At 63.3% G+C, this 17,306-nt stretch carries 19 protein-coding genes and 1 riboswitch; of the genes, 7 read left to right on the top strand and 12 right to left on the bottom strand.

The annotated features are described in order from the left end of the window. Positions 1-25 precede the first annotated feature (25 nt). The 3 genes from AMK02_RS29185 to AMK02_RS29195 all read left to right on the top strand — a co-directional run bounded on the left by AMK02_RS29185 (position 26) and on the right by AMK02_RS29195 (position 2,080). A complete protein-coding gene (locus AMK02_RS29185) occupies positions 26-934 on the top strand; it encodes a choline sulfate utilization transcriptional regulator (RefSeq protein WP_064808604.1) in 909 nt (302 codons plus the stop codon). An 88-nt stretch (positions 935-1,022) separates the two neighbouring features. Then, entirely contained in the window at positions 1,023-1,223 is a 201-nt protein-coding gene (locus AMK02_RS29190; protein ID WP_064808606.1) for a hypothetical protein, read from the top strand. Positions 1,224-1,285: 62 nt separating this feature from the next. Next, positions 1,286-2,080 carry an HpcH/HpaI aldolase family protein gene (locus AMK02_RS29195; protein WP_064808608.1) on the top strand — a complete coding sequence of 265 codons (795 nt, stop codon included), beginning with the start codon at positions 1,286-1,288 and terminating at the stop codon, positions 2,078-2,080. A 6-nt stretch (positions 2,081-2,086) separates the two neighbouring features. Here the strand turns inward: AMK02_RS29195 and AMK02_RS29200 are convergent, their stop codons facing one another. The 12 genes from AMK02_RS29200 to AMK02_RS29255 all read right to left on the bottom strand — a co-directional run bounded on the left by AMK02_RS29200 (position 2,087) and on the right by AMK02_RS29255 (position 13,010). Next, entirely contained in the window at positions 2,087-2,764 is a 678-nt protein-coding gene (locus AMK02_RS29200) for a spermidine synthase (protein ID WP_064808610.1), read from the bottom strand. 69 nt (positions 2,765-2,833) lie between these two features. After that, a complete protein-coding gene (locus AMK02_RS29205; protein ID WP_064808612.1) occupies positions 2,834-3,733 on the bottom strand; it encodes an ABC transporter ATP-binding protein in 900 nt (299 codons plus the stop codon). Beyond that, entirely contained in the window at positions 3,730-4,533 is an 804-nt protein-coding gene (locus tag AMK02_RS29210; protein ID WP_064808614.1) for an ABC transporter ATP-binding protein, read from the bottom strand. Before AMK02_RS29210 ends, AMK02_RS29205 begins: the two co-directional genes overlap by 4 nt. Next, complete coding sequence (locus tag AMK02_RS29215) at positions 4,530-5,408, bottom strand: ABC transporter permease (protein WP_064808616.1); 879 nt, start codon at positions 5,406-5,408, stop codon at positions 4,530-4,532. Before AMK02_RS29215 ends, AMK02_RS29210 begins: the two co-directional genes overlap by 4 nt. 1 nt (position 5,409) lies before the next feature. Continuing rightward, entirely contained in the window at positions 5,410-6,387 is a 978-nt protein-coding gene (locus AMK02_RS29220) for an ABC transporter permease (protein ID WP_064808618.1), read from the bottom strand. A gap of 108 nt (positions 6,388-6,495) precedes the next feature. Further along, positions 6,496-8,142: an ABC transporter substrate-binding protein gene (locus AMK02_RS29225; protein WP_064808620.1), complete on the bottom strand. Its 1,647-nt coding sequence runs from the start codon at positions 8,140-8,142 to the stop codon at positions 6,496-6,498. A gap of 42 nt (positions 8,143-8,184) precedes the next feature. Continuing rightward, positions 8,185-9,207: a glycoside hydrolase family 3 N-terminal domain-containing protein gene (locus tag AMK02_RS29230; protein WP_064808621.1), complete on the bottom strand. Its 1,023-nt coding sequence runs from the start codon at positions 9,205-9,207 to the stop codon at positions 8,185-8,187. A 24-nt stretch (positions 9,208-9,231) separates the two neighbouring features. Beyond that, on the bottom strand, positions 9,232-9,711 hold the full coding sequence (locus AMK02_RS29235) for a GNAT family N-acetyltransferase (RefSeq protein WP_064808623.1): 480 nt from the start codon (positions 9,709-9,711) through the stop codon (positions 9,232-9,234). Positions 9,712-9,925: 214 nt separating this feature from the next. After that, on the bottom strand, positions 9,926-10,759 hold the full coding sequence (gene thiD / locus AMK02_RS29240; protein ID WP_064808625.1) for a bifunctional hydroxymethylpyrimidine kinase/phosphomethylpyrimidine kinase: 834 nt from the start codon (positions 10,757-10,759) through the stop codon (positions 9,926-9,928). After that, positions 10,756-11,391 (bottom strand): thiamine phosphate synthase, encoded by a 636-nt coding sequence (gene thiE, locus AMK02_RS29245; RefSeq protein ID WP_064808627.1) that lies wholly within the window; start codon positions 11,389-11,391, stop codon positions 10,756-10,758. The genes thiD and thiE overlap by 4 nt, the downstream gene beginning before the upstream one ends. Then, positions 11,388-12,191 (bottom strand): hydroxyethylthiazole kinase, encoded by an 804-nt coding sequence (thiM, locus tag AMK02_RS29250; RefSeq protein WP_004672411.1) that lies wholly within the window; start codon positions 12,189-12,191, stop codon positions 11,388-11,390. The genes thiE and thiM overlap by 4 nt, the downstream gene beginning before the upstream one ends. Positions 12,192-12,233: 42 nt before the next feature. Then, positions 12,234-12,330, bottom strand: a riboswitch (TPP riboswitch). Positions 12,331-12,425: 95 nt separating this feature from the next. Then, positions 12,426-13,010: a DUF1349 domain-containing protein gene (locus AMK02_RS29255; RefSeq protein ID WP_064808629.1), complete on the bottom strand. Its 585-nt coding sequence runs from the start codon at positions 13,008-13,010 to the stop codon at positions 12,426-12,428. 228 nt (positions 13,011-13,238) lie between these two features. On the opposite strand from AMK02_RS29255, the gene AMK02_RS29260 reads away from it, so the two are divergent. From AMK02_RS29260 to AMK02_RS29275, 4 genes are all read left to right on the top strand, one after another. Further along, positions 13,239-14,765, top strand: a complete 1,527-nt coding sequence (locus tag AMK02_RS29260; RefSeq protein ID WP_064808631.1) for an ABC transporter substrate-binding protein — start codon at positions 13,239-13,241, stop codon at positions 14,763-14,765. An 83-nt stretch (positions 14,766-14,848) separates the two neighbouring features. Beyond that, positions 14,849-15,790: an ABC transporter permease gene (locus tag AMK02_RS29265; RefSeq protein WP_064808633.1), complete on the top strand. Its 942-nt coding sequence runs from the start codon at positions 14,849-14,851 to the stop codon at positions 15,788-15,790. Beyond that, positions 15,790-16,659, top strand: a complete 870-nt coding sequence (locus AMK02_RS29270) for an ABC transporter permease (protein WP_064808635.1) — start codon at positions 15,790-15,792, stop codon at positions 16,657-16,659. The genes AMK02_RS29265 and AMK02_RS29270 overlap by 1 nt, the downstream gene beginning before the upstream one ends. 69 nt (positions 16,660-16,728) lie before the next feature. Then, positions 16,729-17,241 (top strand): RidA family protein, encoded by a 513-nt coding sequence (locus AMK02_RS29275; RefSeq protein WP_064808636.1) that lies wholly within the window; start codon positions 16,729-16,731, stop codon positions 17,239-17,241. Positions 17,242-17,306 lie beyond the last annotated feature (65 nt).

The following is a 17,306-nucleotide window of genomic DNA, read 5'->3' on the forward strand; positions in this document are numbered from 1 at the left end:
TCGATGTCTGCCAAAAAGGATTTTTATGTCAGAACGCACGCCTGAGCTCGGATGGATGCGCCTCTTCGTCGAGGTAGCGCGGCTCGGGAGCTTTTCCGCGGCGGCAGCGCTTCTCGGGTTGAGCCAGCCTGCCGTCAGCTACCAGATCCGTCGGCTGGAAGAGCAGTTCGGTGTCGGCCTGCTGCGTCGCCAACATCGGGGCGTCGAATTGACTGCGGAGGGGGAGCGGCTTCTTGAGGTGACCGCAAAAGCGGTCGGCGACATCGACGCGCTCGCCCGCAGTTTCCGCGCCGAAACACAAAGGCCTGTCGTCCGGCTCAGGACCGATTACGCTTTCTCGGCACTTTGGCTGATCCCGCGCATGGATGGCTTTCGTCTTCTGCACCCGGAGACGGATATGCAGATCGTCGCGACGCAGCGGCTTGCAGCCGGATTTCGCGATGAAGCCGATGTCGCGGTGGTTTTCGGTACGCGCGAGGAATTCGGCGCCGTCGGTACACTTCTGTTGCCGGAGAGGGTCGTGCCCGTCTGCACGCGCGGTTTCCTCGATCGCAACGGCCCCTTCGCCGATCCGAGACAGCTTGCCAAGGTGCGGCTCATTCATCTCGACGCGGCGCTGCCATCGCCCTGGTTCGACTGGCGCACATATTTTGCCGAATTCTCCGTCCCGCGCGACATCAATGCCGGTCGCGGCGATATCAGTTTCAATACATACTCCCTGGTCGTCCAGGCCGCTCTCAGTGAGCAGGGTGTGGCGATCGGCTGGATGGGGCTCGTCGATACGCTTCTTTCCGCGCACATGCTGCTGCAAGCCGGCCCGCCGCTGGAGGCGCCCGACCGCGGTTACTGGCTGGTGCCACCGCGCTCCCCGAACGTCCACAGCGAGAGGCTCAGCGCCTGGCTGTCGGATGAGGTGACGAGAAATGGTGAGTAGCGGTTGCATTTCTCCTCGGGAGAAGCCTTGTCATCGGCGATGGCGATCGACATTGTGGGGTCGAATCCAAGAAGAAGGTGACTGAAACATGCGACCGATCGGATACGTCATCGGACTGCTTATGGTTCTGTTCGGGCTGATCTGGATCGGACAGGGAAGCGGCTATTTTCCCTATCCGGCGTCCAGTTTCATGATCGCCCAAAAAATCTGGATGCTCTGGGGCGCCATATTGGCGGCGGCGGGCATCGTCGTGATCGTCATCATCTCGCGGCGGCGTCGCAGAGGATAAACTGCTGCCGCCGCTTGGCGGCAATCCGGCCGTTGACGGCCTGTCGAAATGAGGAGAATGGCATGAGCGCAGCTGAAATCGATAGCTTTGCGGACCGGATCAGGAAGCACAAGGGCGGCATGATCTCCGCCTGGGTCGGCATCCCCGACGCCATGCTCGTCAACCATCTGGCGCAGGAAGCTTTCGATGCCGTCGTGCTGGATATGCAGCACGGCATGTGGGACATGCAGTCGGCGGCAAACGCCGTCGCTCAGACGCGTCTTGCCGGCAAGCCGGCCATCGCGCGCATTCCCGTCGGCGATTTCGCCTCCGCTTCGCGGCTGCTCGATGCCGGCGCCTCGGGGATCATCGCACCGATGATCAATTCGGCCGAGGACGCGCGCGCTCTGGTCAGGACCACAAAATATCCGCCCCTCGGCGAGCGCAGCTGGGGGCCGTCATTGGCGCTGAACCATACCGGTCTGTCGGCTGACGTCTATCTCAAGAACGCCAACGAACTCACCCTCGCCATCGCCATGGTCGAAACCCGCGCCGCTCTCGACGCGATCGACGGCATTCTCGGCGTGACCGGCATCGACGGCATCTTCGTCGGCCCCGCCGACCTTTCGATTGCGCTGTCGAACGGCGACCAGGTGGCGCCGAACGCCGCCGAGATCGACAGCGCCATGCAGCATGCCGTCGCACGCTGCCGCGCCCACGGAAAGTTCGCCTGTGCCTATGCCGGTGACGGCGAGCGGGCCGGCGAGCTGCTGAAATTCGGCTTCGATCTGGTCATCGCCGGTGCGGAGACCGTGCAACTGCGCGCCGGCGCCCGCCGGGCCATCAACGCCGCCCGCAGGATCGCCTGGGGAAGCTAAGCTCGTTCAGCGAACCGATCTGACTGCAAGCCAGATGACGTGGCGGGCGCCGCGTTTGCGGTTGGCGCGGGTATTGACGACGTCGACGGAAAAACCGCTGTCCTTGAGCCGCCGCGTGAAATCGGAATCGGGGCCGGACGACCAGACGGCGAGCACACCGCCGGGACGAAGCGCGTCACGAGCAGCGCGAAGGCCGTTAAAATCGTAGAGGCGGTCATTGGATTTGCGGGTCAGCCCGTCCGGGCCGTTATCGACATCGAGCAGGATTGCATCATAGGCAGCCTTGCCGGCACGGATTGCCTCACCGACATCGCCTTGGTGGATGCCGACGCGGGGATCGTCGAGACAGCCCTTGAAGACCTCGGCCATCGGCCCGCGCGCCCAGGCGACGACGGCGGGCACGAGTTCGGCCACGGTGACGCCGGCATCTTCGGGAAGGACGGCGAGAGCGGCGCGTAGCGTAAAGCCCATGCCGAGGCCGCCGATAAGGATTCTCGGCTTTGGATGCGCGTTGATCCGCTCCCAGGAAAGCGTGGCGAGCGCTTCTTCCGAGCCGCTGAGGCGGCTGTTCATCAGCTCGTTGGCGCCGAGCATGATCGAGAACTCGCTGCCGCGCTGCTTCAGCCTGAGTTCGCCGCCTTCGCCGGGAATGGTCGCGGAATCGAGTTGAATCCAGGGCAGCATGACAGTTTCGCCTCATCTGAAGAAAGCGTCACCTAGCACAGGCAGGCGAGCGAAACCAGCAAACCAGCGTCAGACCATCCGCATGAAATGCTCCGGCTCCGCTTCGACGACATCGTCCTGGGCCGCGGCCGAACGTCGGCGAATACCCTCGACCTCATCGGGCCTCAGACGTGCCTTCGGATCCTCGAAACGGACGTCGGGATCCGGCACGGCCGAGAGCAGCAGCCTGGTATAGGGATGCAGCGGATTGTCGATCACCCGGGCGGTGCTGCCCCATTCGACGATCTGGCCGGCATACATCACGGCGATGTCCTCGGCGACATAACGGGCGGTGGCGATATCATGAGTGATGTAGAGCAGGCCGAGATTCATCTCCTGCTTCATCTCGTTCAACAGGTTGAGCACCCCGAGGCGGACCGAAACATCGAGCATCGAGGTCGGCTCGTCGGCGACGATCACCTCCGGCCTTACGGCAAGGGCGCGGGCGATGTTGACGCGCTGGCGCTGGCCGCCGGAGAGTTCATGCGGATATTTCGGCGCGACGAGATCGGGATCGAGCCGGACGCGCTGCAGCAATTCGCGGATGGTAACGTCGATCTCCGCCCCTTTGATGTCAGGGCGATGCAATTTCAGTGGCCGGCGGAGATGGTGCGCGATGGTATGGGCGGGGTTCAGCGAGGCGAAGGGATCCTGGAAGATCATCTGCACCGATCGGCGGTAGCGGGCGATCTCGGCCGAATTCGCCGTCTCGACCGGCCGGCCTTTGTAGAGAATGTGGCCCGATGTCGGCAGATATTCGCGCATCGCCATGCGGGCGCAGGTGGTCTTGCCGCTGCCGGATTCGCCGACCAGCGCCAGCGCTCGGCCAGCGTGCAGCGAAAAGGAGATCGAGCGGGCGGCATGAACGGCGGACGCGCCATGACCGAAGGTCTTCGTCACCGTGTCGAGTGCGAGAATGGCATCAGTCACAGCAGCACGCCTCCATGCAGCGAGGGGAAGGAGGCCCAGAGCTTCTTCGTATAATTGTGCCGCGGCGTCCGGTAGATCGCTTCGGCGGTATTTTGCTCCACCAGCCTGCCGGACAGCATGATGCCGATGCGGTCGCAGAACTGCACCATCAGGCCGAGATCATGGGTGATGAACAGCACGGAGAAGCCGAAGCGGCGGCGCAGCTCGTTGATGCGCTGCAGGATCTCGCGCTGAACGACGACGTCAAGCGCCGTCGTCGGCTCGTCCATGATGACGAGTTTCGGGTTGAGCGCCATGCAGATGGCGATGACGATGCGCTGGCGCATGCCGCCGGAAAACTGGTGCGGATAGTCGCGCATGCGATCCGGCGCGATGTCGACGAGTTGCAGCATCTCGGCGGTGCGCTCGCGAGCTTCGGCGCGGTTCATCTTCTTGTGGGTCCGCAACACGTCTGAGAATTGCGCCTCGATCCGCAGCACCGGGTTCAGCGAATTCATGGCGCTCTGGAAGACCATGGCGACCTGGCGCCAACGGAAGGCGGCAAGCGCCTGCTGGTCGAGACCGAGTACGTCGCGGCCGTCGAGCAGGATGCGGCTCTGCTTGCGGATCAGCGCCGGCGGCCTGTGCAGGCGGCTGACGGCGAAGGCGATGGTGCTCTTGCCGCAGCCGGATTCGCCGGCAAGGCCGAAGACCTCGCCGGGCGCGACATCGAAACTGACATCGTCGACGGCGCGGAAATCCTTCTCCTCGCCAATATAGTCGATGGTGAGATTCCTCACCGAGAGCAGCGGCTGCGTCACAGGCGGCCCTCCCCGGAACGAACGAGCAGCGACCAGCGCTTCAGATGATTGCCGGTGCGCAGCCGCGGATTGGCGATCTCGTCGACGGCGAAATTCAGCAGCGACATGCCGATGCCGAGGAAGGCGAGCGCGAAGCAGGGGGTGAGGATGTCCCACCAGGCGCCGACCGAGAGGGCAGAGGCCTTCTGCGCGTTGTAGAGCATCGTGCCCCAGGAGATCGCGCGGGGATCCCCGAGGCCGAGAAATTCCAGCGTCGCCTCGGTGATAATAGCGAAGATGACGCTGCCGATGAAATTGATGCCGACGATGGAGATCACATTAGGGAAGATCTCGAAGGTCATGATTCGCCATTGCGGCTCGCCCATCATCTCGGCCGATTTGACGAAATCCTTGTGCTTGACGGAAAGCGTCTCGGCGCGGGTGACACGGGCGCCCCAGGCCCAGGAGGTGGCGCCGAGGATGAGCGCGATGACGAGCGGGCTTGCCTGGCCGATGAAGGCGGCGAGCACCAGCAGCAAAGGCAGGTTGGGAACGACCAGCACCATGTTGGTGAAGAAGCTGATGATCTCGTCGGTCTTGCCGCCGCGATAGCCGGCGATGATGCCTAGCGCGGTGCCGGCGAGCGTGATCAGCAGGCCGGCGCCGAAGCCGACAGCAAGCGAGGTGCGGGCGCCGTAGATGAGCCGGGCGAAGACGTCCTGGCCGATGCGGGTGGTGCCGAGAATATGGTCGAGCGATGGCGGCTGATGCGGCCGCCCGGTGCGGGCGGCGGGGTCGTATTGCGTCAGCAGCGGCGCTGCGACCGCAACAATGACGATGAAGGCGATGATGGCGAGGCCGGTGAGCGCCTTGCGGTTTCGCAGCAGGCTCTTCATCTCACGCTCCCTTCAGCCGCGGGTCGAGCAGGATATAACTGACGTCGACGATGAAATTCGCGATCAGCATGGTCGCGGTCATGATGAGCAACTGGCCCTGGATGACGGGATAATCGCGGGCGAGGATCGCCTGGTAAAGAATATTGCCGAGGCCGGGATAGTTATAGACGACCTCCGTCACCAGCGAGCCGCCGAGAATGGTGCCGATGGCGATGGCAAGGCTGGAAACGGTGGGCAGCAGGGCGTTCCGCGCCGCATACCAGAGCATCACATGCCGGTCGGACAGGCCCTTGGCGCGGGCCATGACAATATAATCCTCGCCGAGCAGGTTGATCATGTTGTTGCGCATGGTGACGGTAAAGCCGCCGATTAGCACGGTGCAGAGGGTGACCATCGGCAGGATGCCGTGATAGGCGACGCTGCCGATATATTGCAGGCTGAAGGCCGGATCGAGCGAGGGATCGGCGGCATAGCCGTTCGGGAACCAGCCGAGCGTGAAGCCGAAGATGAAGAGCACGATCAGCGAGGTGACGACGGCGGGCACCGAGGTCGCGAAGATCGCGCCGACGGAAACGATGACATCGAACCGGCTGCCGCGGCGCCAGGCAGCGAGGATGCCGAGGAAGGTGCCGAGCGCGAAGCTGACGATCGTCGCCGTTCCCATCAGCGCGACCGTCCAGACGAGGGCATGGCCGAGCACCGAGGTGACCGGCAGCGGGAAATACTTGATCGAGCGGCCGAGATCGCCGGTGAAGATGCTGCCGAGATAGGTGAGATATTGCTGCCAGAGCGGGCCGTCGACGAAGCCGAAAGTGAGCTTCAGCGCCTGCAGGCTTTCGGGCGGCAATTCGGTGCCGGCGCTCGAAAACATGATCTGCACGGGATCGCCCGGCATCAGCCGCGGCAGGAAGAAATTGATCGTCGCTGCCGCGATGAAGGCTGCCATGTAGAAGACGAGGCGGCGAAGCAGGAAAGCCATGGGAACTCCGTCGTGACGGGAGCGGCGCTTCCGGATGAGGATGATCTCATCCGAAACCGCTTACGCTTTTCGGCATCAGGCTCTGACGCCGCTCCCGGGAAATGACGCTTACTTGACCGGCTCGAGAGCGAGCAGGTTCAAGAGGCGTGCCGGATTGGTGCGCGAGATCGACGGATTGACGAAGGGATTTTCCTTGGTCGACCAGCCGGTGAAGCGCTTGGTGTTGTACTGATACCAGTTCGGATTGTTGAACACCGGAATCACGGGCATGTTTTCGCCGACGATGCGCTGCGCCTTGTTCATCACCTCTTTCTGCGTGGCAAGGTCGGCGGTCTGGGTGAACTCGGTAACGAGTTTCTCGACATCGGGGTTGAACCAGCGCTGCGCGGTGAAACGGGTCTTGCCCTTGTCCGAGGCGCTGAAGGCGCGCTTGTAGGGATAATAGGGCGAGGCCGATGCCGGCAGGCTGTTGATCGCCGCATCGAAGCTGCCGTTGATCAGGTTGCCGGTCCAGACGGCCTCCTCAGGCGTCTCGATCTTGGCGTCGATTCCAACCGCCTGCATGCCTTCGACCGCGATGTTGACGGTGTCGATCCAGTCCGTCCAGGAATTCGGCACGATGATCGAGAAGGCGATCTTGCTGCCGTCGGGATTGTCGCGGAAGCCGTCGCCGTCCTTGTCCTTGTAGCCGGCCTCGTCGAGCAGCGCCTTGGCGGCGTCGGCGTCATAGGTCGCGAACTTGCCGAAGTCGGCTTTGACCGACGGATCCGACCAGCTCTTGTAAAGCTCGCCCATCAGGCCGGGATCTTCGTTCAGCGTCGGATAGCCGTAGCCGGCGACGTCGATCATCGTCTTGCGGTCGAGCGCCATCGAGACGGCGCGGCGGAATTTTACGTCGTTGAAGGCCTTCTTGTTGTTTTCGTTCGACGTTTCCAGGTTGAACAGGAAGGCGACCATGCTGCTCGGCGAATACCAGTAGTGGAAATGCGCCGGGTCCTTCGAAACATAGACATTGTCGATATCGGGAATGAAGGAGACGCCCCAGTCGAGCGTGCCGTCGGCCGTTGCCGTCAGCATCTGATTGTTGTCGGCCAGCTGCGGGAAGCGCATGCAATCGACCTTCAGATGCGCATTGTCCCAATAGTTCGGGTTGCGGCATTGGTCGTAGGTCTGGCCGGTGAAACGCGGGACCTCGGTCAGCGGTCCGCTGCCGACCGGGTTCTCATTGGCGAAGGTGACGGGATCGGCGACATCCTTCCAGACATGTTCCGGAACGATCGGCAGCTGCGAGATCTGCTCGGCGGCGAGTGAGCTCGGATTGGCGAGCGTGAAGCGCACGGTCTGGGCATCGACGGCTTTGACATCGATGACGAAGCTCCAGATGCTGACGAAGTCGAGCGCCGGGAATTTCTTCAGATAGGCATAGGTGAAGGTGACGTCGGCTGAGGTCAGCGGTTTGCCGTCGGACCATTTCAGGTCGGGGCGCAGCTTGAAATCGATGCTCTTCAGGTCGTCGGAAAGCTTGAAGCTTTCGGCCAGACGGTAGACCGGCTTGTTGCTGTCGAAGCGATTGAAAATAACAAGCGGCTCATAGATGAAATCGAGCGTCGACTGGCGCGCCGATGTCTGATTGAACGGATTGAAGTTGCGCACCCAGGTCGTCGCCGGTTCGATATTGGCCGTCAGGACCGTTTGCGCCATGGCGGAGCCCGAAAGCAGTGTCAGTGTGGCGGCGGCAAGAAGATATTTTTTCATGTTTTATTCCCCTTCTTTTATAAGTGAGAGATGGTGCGCCGGTCAGGAGACCAGCGCGCTTGCAAATATGTCTTCGACTTCAGCGTGGGCGGCCCGATAGTCGATCTTGAGATTGCCGAGCCGGGCCTTGCCGGCGGCGATCCGCTGCAGTGCGGCGGCGGTCAACGGGCGCGCCGCCTTGGCGGCTGCTTCGCTTTCCCGGATGTCGCCATGGCTATGGAGCGCGATGTCGAAGCCGGCGTCGAGCACCTGTTTGACGCGTTCCGGCAGGGTGCCGGAGAGCGATTCCATGAAGATGCAGTCGGAAATCAGCACGCCGTCATAACCGAGCTCGTTGCGGATGACGTCGTGCATGACCGGCGATACAGAGGCCGGCAACTCCTTGTCGTAGGCGGAATAGACGACATGGGCGACCATGGCCCAGGGCGTATCCTTCATGGCGACGAAGGGTTTGAAATCGGTGGCAGCGAGCGTTTCGCGGCTGGCGTCGACGACGGGACGTTCCTTGTGGGAGTCGAGCGTTGCACGGCCGTGCCCGGGAATATGCTTCATCACGGGCATGTTGCCGGTCTCGAGCAGGCCGTCGACCACCTCGCGGCCGAGGGCGGCGATGACATCGGGATCGGGGCCGAAGGAACGCGCGCCGATGACCGCGCTCGTCGTCTCGAAGACGAGGTCGAGAACGGGCGAGCAGCCGCTGGAAAGGCCGAGTTCCGTCATCATCGCGCCCATGGCCCGGGAGGAAAGGCGCAATGCTTTTTTGCCGAGCTCGACATCGCGGCGCGCCAGCTCGGCAAACTGCCCGAAGCTGCGGAAGAGCGGCCAGGGGCCGGCATCGAGGTGCTGGACGCGCCCGCCCTCCTGGTCGGTGAAGACGGGGGCGTCGTCGCGGCCGACGGCTTCGCGAAAGCGCTCGATCAGCCGTTTCGTCTGCTCCGGCTCGCGCTGATTGCGCCGGCCGACGAAGAGGCCGAGCGGATTGGTCTCGCGAAACAGGGCAAATTCATCATCCGAAAGAACGGGATTGGGAAGGCCGACAAAAAGGGCGAGCGGGGTCGAGGACAAGTCTATAACTCCGGGATCAGATGGTCATTTCGGAATGCTTCTCAGCATGCTTTCGTAAATGCCCTTGTCGGGGGCGGGGATGATGACGGCGCCGGCGGTCCGGGCGTAAAAATCGACAGGACCGGCATCGCCGATAAAGGCATAGGCATGGCCGAGCGTCTTCATCGCCTGAAGGGAGGCGGAAAACAGGGCGAGGCCGACGCCCTTGCCGCGCGCTTGCGGGTCAACGCCGGTCGGGCCGAAGAAGCCCCGCGCCGTCGTGTCGTAGCAGGCAAAGCCGAGCAGCTCACGGTCTTCGATGGCAATCAGGCAGGCGACGGGCTGGCGGGAGAAAGCGACCGAGACCTCGCTTGCCCAGTTCTCGCTGAACCGTTCGCGAACCCAGGTGACGACGAGATGCAGTTCCGGGGGGAGAGCCGGGCGGATGGAGGCGCCGACATGATCGGCTCGCTGTTTCAGCTCGGCGAGCTGCGCGGAGTAAAGGCTCACAAGCAGGTCCGGCACCCGACATTCCTCCTATTATTCCGTTGTTACGGAACATATACCCCTCTTATGTCATAGACTTGGCCATCTCGGCGGGCTTGTCAACAGGGTTTTTCAATCAGCGCCAGTGATTCAGCCGCGCTGGCTGCGCTCGCAACGCAGGGTGGCCGGCACAGGCGAAAACGGCCCGGGGAGACCGGGCCGTTCGATGGAGGCTGTTCGTCGATTTCAGTACTTATGCGCCGTCTTTCCAGAGCACATGAAAATGCTGCACCGGGCCATGGCCTGAGCCGACGGTGAGGCGTCCGGCCGCCGCGACCGCGCCGGCAAGATAATCCTTGGCGATGGCGACTGCCTCCCGCGCCGAAGCGCCCTTGGCAAGCTCGGCCGCCAGCGCGCTGGAGAGTGTGCAGCCGGTGCCGTGGGTGTTCTTCGTCGGCACCCGCTGGGCTTCGAACCAATGCAGCCCGTCGGCGGCGGCGAGCACGTCGGGGCTGTCGTCGCTGTCGAGATGACCGCCTTTGACCAGCACGGCGGCCGGGCCGAGGGCGCGCAGCCGTTCGGCCTGCGCCGCCATCTCCGCCCGGTTTGTCGCGACCGGCTGGTGCAGCAGCGCGGCGGCCTCCGGCAGGTTCGGCGTCAAAAGCGTGGCAAGCGGCAGCAGCCGCAGGGTCAGCACGTCGACCGCTTCGGGCGCGAGCAGGGCGGCACCGCCTTTGGCGATCATGACGGGGTCGAGGACGACGGGAATGCTGCGTCCTTTGGCGGTTGCTGCGGCCAGAGCTGCGGAAAGGGCGGCGGCGACGGCTTCGGCGATGCCGGCATTGGCAATCATGCCGATCTTGACGGCATCGACGCGCACATCGGCAAAGACGGCATCGATCTGGTCGGCAACGAATTGCGGCGGCACCAGATGCACGCCGGTGACCCCTTGCGTGTTCTGCGCCGTCAGCGCGGTCAGCACCGCCATGCCATAGACGCCGCGGGCCGAAAAGGCCTTGAGGTCGGCCTGGATGCCGGCGCCGCCGGACGGATCGGAGCCGGCGATGGAGAGGACGTTGCGGATCATGCCGGGACCTTTCGAATTTCTGCGGCGATGCGGCGGGTGGCCGCCGCCGGATCCGGCGTACCGCAGACGGCGGAGACGACGGCAAGCCCCTTGGCGCCGGCGGCAAACACGTCGGCCACATGCTCCGCTTTCAACCCGCCGATGGCGACGGACGGCACCGGCGAGAGCTGCACCAGCCTGGCAAGACCGTCAAATCCGATCGGCTGCTTGTGGTCGGCCTTGGTCGGCGTCGCAAACACCGGGCCGACGCCGGTATAATCGACGAGATCGCGATCGACGGCAGCCGCGAGCGCCTCGGTCTCGACCGAGAGGCCGAGGATCATGTCGGGGCCGATCATCCCCCGAGCGGTGCGCGCATCCATGTCCTCCTGGCCGATATGCAAGCCATCGGCGCTGATGGCGATGGCCGCCTCGACGTCATCATTGACGATGAGGCGGGCGCCGGTGCCACGGAGCGCCTGCTTCAAGGCGCGGCCGGTCTCGATCATGCGTGCTGTCCCCGCCTGTTTGTCGCGCAGCTGCACCATCGTCGCGCCGCCGGCAACGGCGAGGCGGGCGGTCTCGACCATGCCGATCCGGACGCAGAGATCCGGATCGAGGACGAGGTAGAGCGAAAGGTCGAAACGCTTCATGCGATCGATACCCTGGCTCTCGCATCCAGCGCTTCGCCGTCGAGCGCGGCCAGCGCATCGAGGAAGCGCCAGGCGAACGAGCCGGGGCCGGCCGCCCCGAGCGCGGCATCCTCGCCGGCGACGGCAAAGGTCGCGAGCGCTGCGACGGTCGCGCCGAACAGATCCTCGGGCGCGGTGGCGGCAAAGGCGCCGACAAGGCAGGTGAGCGAGCAGCCGAGTGCGGTGACCTGCGGCATCAGCACCGATCCGCCCTTGATGCGCACCGCCCTGTTACCGTCGGTCACGAAATCGACGGCGCCGGTCACGGCGACGATTGCCTGCTGCCGCTCCGCGAGCCGACGGGCCGAATCCTCCGCCTGCTCGACCGGATCGCGGCTGTCGACCCCCTGACCGCGGCTCTCCCCGCCGGCAAGCGCGATGATCTCGGAGGCATTGCCGCGGATGATCGTGGGCTTGAGCGCCAGCAGGTCGGCAACCGCTTGGCGGCGAAAGGCCGTCGCATAATGCGCCACCGGATCGAGCACCCAGGGTTTGCCTGATGAGGCAGCCGCCTTCGCCGCCGCCCGCATGCCGTCGAGCCATTGCGTCGAAAGCGTGCCGATATTGACGGTCAGCGCGCTCGCGATGCCGGCGAATTCGCCAGCTTCCTCAGCCGCATGCACCATGGCCGGCGAAGCGCCGGATGCCAGCAGGACATTGGCCGCGATGTTCATGGCGACATAATTGGTGATGCAGTGGACGAGCGGCGGCTTTTCGCGCATCGCCTCCAGCATGGCTCCCGAGGTGGTCTTGCTCTGCATAGCGCCCCTTTCAGGCGGGGCAGGCACGGGGCGGCGTCTTCGGCGATGCCCCGAGCGACTCCCTCCGCCGGCATTATCCGGTTCAGGTTCGAAGGGTTCTTCTCAGCCCGTCTATCGACGAACGCCCCTGTCTCTCATCACGCTCTTTTTCGCAGAGAAGGACGCGGCTGTCATCCCGAAAATGACATTCCGCGTTCCCTCCGACAAAACTGGTTGAACGCATCACAGCGCTCCTCAACTCAAATCATGCAGATCCGTCGTAATCGCCGGCCCGATCGAAAACTCCGAAAACCGCACCGTCAATCCACTCCTCTCCGGTGTACAGGCGGTCGGGCCGACCTCGTATCGGTCGGCAACCGGGAAGGGCGCTAGCCGTAGCAGTGGCCAGCGGTTGCCGTCGCGGGAGGCCTGGATACGAAGGGCGCCGCCTGCGACGGTGACGCGGATGTGGAAGTCCTCGAGTTGCCTGAACGGCTGCGACACCGACCAGTCGGACTTTCCGTCGGTGACGACGGTGCTGAGGAAGGCTTCGCCGTCGGTGAATTCGACGCCTGTCTTGACCCAGCGGTTTTCGTCGAGGCGCACCATCAGGCCGGCCTGGTCGTAGAGGGTGCGGAACTCGCCCTGGATGCGGATCTGGGCGGTGAAGCTCTCGGCGGTGGGGAAGGCGAGGAAGTGGCCGCTGTCGCGGGTGAAGCCGTAATAGGTCTCCCGCCAGAAATCGGTCTTGTCGCCTGTCGTCAGCGTCAGGCCGGTTGCGTCGGCGTGCCAGCTTTCCGGTTCGTTCAGCCATTTTCCGTTGTTGAAATCGATGTCCATTCCATCCTCGCTTTATTGAAGCCGCGGGCGCTGCCGATTCTTAGCGCCCCCATAATGCGCGAGCTTCGCGAAGGCGGCCAGCCGCACCCGCGGTTCGGCGGTGTTGGCCGTCGCGACCCTCGTCTCACGACATAATCCGTGGGCTTCCGCTTGACACGATTACTTCATCTCTTATTCTGTTACAAAAAGATGAATTACATAATTGTGGAACTTAACGGGAGCCCTCATATGAAAACGCTTGTCGCATTCCTGCTCGGCACCGCGCTCGTCGCTCTGCCTTCGACCCTGTTTGCCCAGGAAAAGGGCGGCGTCATCAATGTCGCGACGATCGGCGAGCCGCCGACGCTCGATCCGATGTCGTCGACGGCCGATCTCGTCGGCATCGTCACCCAGCACATTTTCGAAACGCTCTACACGTTCGACAAGAGCTGGAATGTCACGCCGCTTCTGGCCGAAAGCCTGCCCGAGATTAGCGCCGACGGCAAAACCTATACGATCAAGCTTCGGACCGGCATCAAGTTCCACGACAATAGCGACATGACCTCGGATGATGTCGTCGCCTCGCTTGGCCGCTGGATGAAGATCGCCTCGCGCGGCAAGCAGGTGGCGGGCTTCATCGACAAGATCATTGCTGCCGATCCGTCAACCGTGACCATCACGCTGAAGCAGCCCTATGCGCCGCTGACCTCGCTGCTCGCCTTCAACAATTCGGCGGCGATCATCATCCCGTCGGAAAAGCAGGACGAACCGATGAAGGAGTTCATCGGCACCGGCCCCTATATGCTGAAGGAGCGCAAGGCCGATCAATATATCCAGCTCGTTCGCTTCGACGGATACAAGTCGCGCGAAGGCGACAGCAATGGTTATGGCGGCGCCCGCCATCAATATCTCGACGAAATCCGCTTCGTGCCGGTGCCGGATCCGAACACCCGCGTCGAGGCCGCTATCTCCGGCCAGTATGATTATGTCGATTCGATCCCGGTCGAATCCTACGACAAGCTGAAGGGCTCGACGGCCTCGCAGCCGGTCATGCTGAAGCCCTTCGGCTATCCTGTTTTCGTCTTCAACACGAAGGAAGGTGTCGCCGGGAATGTCGAGGTTCGCAAGGCGATCCGCCAGGCGCTCAGCATGGAAGACATGCTGGCCGCCGCTTTCGGCAGCAAGGATTTTTATGCACTCGACGGCGCCATCTACCCCAAGAGCTTTGCCTGGTCGACGGATGCCGGCGTCGAGGGCGCCTATAATGTCGCCGATCCGGAAGGGGCGGCGGCTGCCGCCAAGAAAGCGGGTTACAATGGCGAGCCGATCCGCATCCTGACCAGCCGCCAATACGAGTTCCATTACAAGATGGCGCAGGTCGCCGCCGAATATCTGAAGCTTGCCGGCTTCACCGTCGATATGCAGGTGGTGGACTGGGCGACGCTGACGCAGCGCCGCACCGATCCGAAACTCTGGGATATCTACATCACCCACAGCCCCTTCCTGCCGGAGCCGGCGCTGATCGGCTCGCTCTCGACCAGCTCGCCCGGCTGGTGGGATACGCCGGCCCGCAAGGCCGCCGTCGATGCCTTCACCTCCGAAGTCGATCCGAAGAAGCGTGTGGCACTCTGGGCCGATGTCCAGAAGGCCGTCTATGCCGATGCGCCCTTGATGAAGATCGGCGATTTCAACGCCGTCTCGGCGAAATCGGTCAAGCTCGAGGGCGTCGATCCGGCTCCGTGGCCGTATTTCTGGAATGCCTCGATCAAGAAGTAACCATCACCACCGGCGCCGGCCCTTTGCGGCCGGCGCCGGTCTTCCTTTCTGCCGTATCCGCAAAGGCTTGAAGGCCAGCATTCATGATCCGCTACATCCTCCAGCGTCTGTTCGGCATGGTCGTCGTGATGTTCCTCGTCGTCACGATCGTCTTCGTCATCGTGCGCGTGACGCCGGGAGATCCGGCCGCCGTCATGCTCGGGCCGGATGCGACGCCGCAGGATATCGCTGATCTGAGAAGCAGGCTCGGGCTCGATCAATCGCTCGGCCTGCAATATGTGTATTATATCGGCCAGCTGCTGCGGGGCGATCTCGGCCAGTCGATCTTCCTCAACATGCCTGTGACGTCAGCGCTCATCGACCGCGCCGAGCCGACCTTCTTCCTGACGCTGTTTTCGCTTGCCATCGCCAGCGTCATCGCGCTGCCGATCGGCATCTACGCCGCCTATCGGCGCGGCTCCTTCGTCGACCAGGCGGCAACGACGCTCGCCATGTTCGCCGCCAGCATTCCGAGCTTCTGGCTCGGCCTCATCCTGATGCAGTTCTTCGCCGTCAGGCTCAATCTCTTCCCGGTCTCGGGCTATGCCGGGCCGGGCTCGACCTTCGCCGACCGCATGTATCATCTGACGCTGCCGGCCTTCGCGCTCGGCATCGTCTCCTCGGCGTTGATCCTGCGCTTCACCCGCGCCTCGATGCTCGATGTGCTCGGCGACGATTATATCCGCACGGCCCGCGCCAAGGGGCTGGTCGAGCGCAAGGTGATCCTCAAGCACGCGCTGAAGAATGCGCTGATTCCGATCCTGACGGTGCTCGGCCTGACAGCAGCGGTGCTGATATCGGGCGCCGTCGTCACCGAGACTGTTTTCGGCCTGCCGGGCGTCGGCAATCTTGTCGTCTCGGCGGTGCTGCGCCGCGACTATCCCGTCATCCAGGGGGCGCTGCTCGTCATCGCCGCCCTCTACGTGCTGATCAATTTTGCGATCGACATGCTCTATCTGCTGGTCGATCCGAGGGTGCGCTACTGATGGCCGATATCGCAATCAAGCCCGCCGAGAGCGAAGGCAGCAAATTCGTCCGCCGCCTGCTGAAGCGCAAGACGGTAGCCTTCGGCCTGCTGATCCTGGCGATCTTCGTGCTGCTGGCGGTCTTTGCGCCTGTCGTCGCGCCCTATTCGCCCTCCAAGCTTTCGATCGTCAACCGGTTGAAGCCGCCGGGCGGCACCTTCTTCTTCGGCACCGACGAGTTTGGCCGCGACGTCTTCTCGCGCACGATCTTTGCCGGCCGCCTGTCGCTGCTCGTTGGTGCGGCGGTCGTCAGCCTGTCGGCGGTGATCGGCGTGACGCTCGGCCTGCTTGCCGGCTTTTTCCAGAAGCTCGATACGCCGATCGCCCGGCTGATCGATGCGATGATGGCTTTCCCGGATATTCTGCTGGCGATCGCCCTCGTCGCTGCCCTCGGCCCATCATTGACGACGGTCATCATCGCGCTGTCGATCGTCTATTCCCCGCGCCTTGCCCGCATCGTCCGCGCCTCGACCCTTGTCATTCGCGAACTGCCCTATGTCGAGGCGGCGAAGGCGCTCGGCATTTCGACGTTCCACATCATGACGCGGCATGTGCTGCGCAACCTGCTGTCGCCGATCCTGGTGCAGGCCACCTTCCTCTTCGCCAGCGCCATGCTGGCTGAAGCCGGCCTCTCCTTCCTCGGCCTCGGCGTCAGCCCGGAAATCCCGACCTGGGGCACGATGATCGCCGCCGGCCGGCAATATATCGGCCAGGCCGACTGGATGACGCTGTTTCCCGGTGTCGCCATCATCCTCTCGGTGCTGTCGCTGCAGATGGTCGGCGATGGCCTGAGGGACATGCTCGATCCAAGACTTCGCAAGGACCTTTAATCCGCCGACCTAAATCGGCCAATCCAAATCGAAATTCGCCAGTCCAAAATTCGCCAATCAGAAATTCGCATGACAGGAGTTTGCGTGAATCAATTTCCCAAAGCCGCCGGCAAGGTCGAGAACTCGCCTTACCAACGGTTAGCTGCCCTCGGCATCAAGCTGCCGCCGCCGCCGCCGCCGATCGCCAATTTCGTGACGCATGTGGTGGAGGGCAATATGCTCTACCTCTCCGGCCAGGGGCCGCGCGAGGCCGACGGCTTCCTGCATGCGGGCAAAGTCGGCGGCGGCGTCGGTGTCGAGGAGGCCTACCGGCATGCGCGGCTGACGGGCATCAACCTGCTTGCCGTCATGCAGGAGGCGCTCGGCGATCTCTCCCGCGTCAAGCGGGTGGTCAAGCTGCTCGGCATGGTCAATGCCGTGCCTGAGTTCGAAGATCATCCGAGCGTCATCAACGGCTGCTCGGATCTGTTGATCGCGGTCTTCGGCGCGGCCGGCGAACATGCCCGCTCGGCCGTCGGCTTCGGCTCGCTGCCCGGCAACATCACCGTCGAGATCGAGGCCATCGTCGCCTTGCATGGCTGACGCGCTTTCATGTTTGGAGTGGTCTTCGGATGAGCTCTTTCTATTTTAACCCAGGCTTTTGCTCC

This window comes from Rhizobium sp. N731 (genome assembly GCF_001664145.1).
Lineage (GTDB): Bacteria > Pseudomonadota > Alphaproteobacteria > Rhizobiales > Rhizobiaceae > Rhizobium > Rhizobium esperanzae.

Excerpts from the sequence above, each read along its gene's own strand:
- AMK02_RS29185 (WP_064808604.1), top strand. The coding sequence starts at position 26 with ATGTCAGAACGCACGCCTGAGCTCGGATGGATGCGCCTCTTCGTCGAG.
- AMK02_RS29190 (WP_064808606.1), top strand. The coding sequence starts at position 1,023 with ATGCGACCGATCGGATACGTCATCGGACTGCTTATGGTTCTGTTCGGG.
- AMK02_RS29195 (WP_064808608.1), top strand. The coding sequence starts at position 1,286 with ATGAGCGCAGCTGAAATCGATAGCTTTGCGGACCGGATCAGGAAGCAC.
- AMK02_RS29200 (WP_064808610.1), bottom strand. The coding sequence starts at position 2,764 with ATGCTGCCCTGGATTCAACTCGATTCCGCGACCATTCCCGGCGAAGGC.
- AMK02_RS29215 (WP_064808616.1), bottom strand. The coding sequence starts at position 5,408 with ATGAAGAGCCTGCTGCGAAACCGCAAGGCGCTCACCGGCCTCGCCATC.
- AMK02_RS29220 (WP_064808618.1), bottom strand. The coding sequence starts at position 6,387 with ATGGCTTTCCTGCTTCGCCGCCTCGTCTTCTACATGGCAGCCTTCATC.
- AMK02_RS29225 (WP_064808620.1), bottom strand. The coding sequence starts at position 8,142 with ATGAAAAAATATCTTCTTGCCGCCGCCACACTGACACTGCTTTCGGGC.
- thiD (WP_064808625.1), bottom strand. The coding sequence starts at position 10,759 with ATGATCCGCAACGTCCTCTCCATCGCCGGCTCCGATCCGTCCGGCGGC.
- thiE (WP_064808627.1), bottom strand. The coding sequence starts at position 11,391 with ATGAAGCGTTTCGACCTTTCGCTCTACCTCGTCCTCGATCCGGATCTC.
- thiM (WP_004672411.1), bottom strand. The coding sequence starts at position 12,191 with ATGCAGAGCAAGACCACCTCGGGAGCCATGCTGGAGGCGATGCGCGAA.
- AMK02_RS29255 (WP_064808629.1), bottom strand. The coding sequence starts at position 13,010 with ATGGACATCGATTTCAACAACGGAAAATGGCTGAACGAACCGGAAAGC.
- AMK02_RS29260 (WP_064808631.1), top strand. The coding sequence starts at position 13,239 with ATGAAAACGCTTGTCGCATTCCTGCTCGGCACCGCGCTCGTCGCTCTG.
- AMK02_RS29265 (WP_064808633.1), top strand. The coding sequence starts at position 14,849 with ATGATCCGCTACATCCTCCAGCGTCTGTTCGGCATGGTCGTCGTGATG.
- AMK02_RS29270 (WP_064808635.1), top strand. The coding sequence starts at position 15,790 with ATGGCCGATATCGCAATCAAGCCCGCCGAGAGCGAAGGCAGCAAATTC.
- AMK02_RS29275 (WP_064808636.1), top strand. The coding sequence starts at position 16,729 with ATGACAGGAGTTTGCGTGAATCAATTTCCCAAAGCCGCCGGCAAGGTC.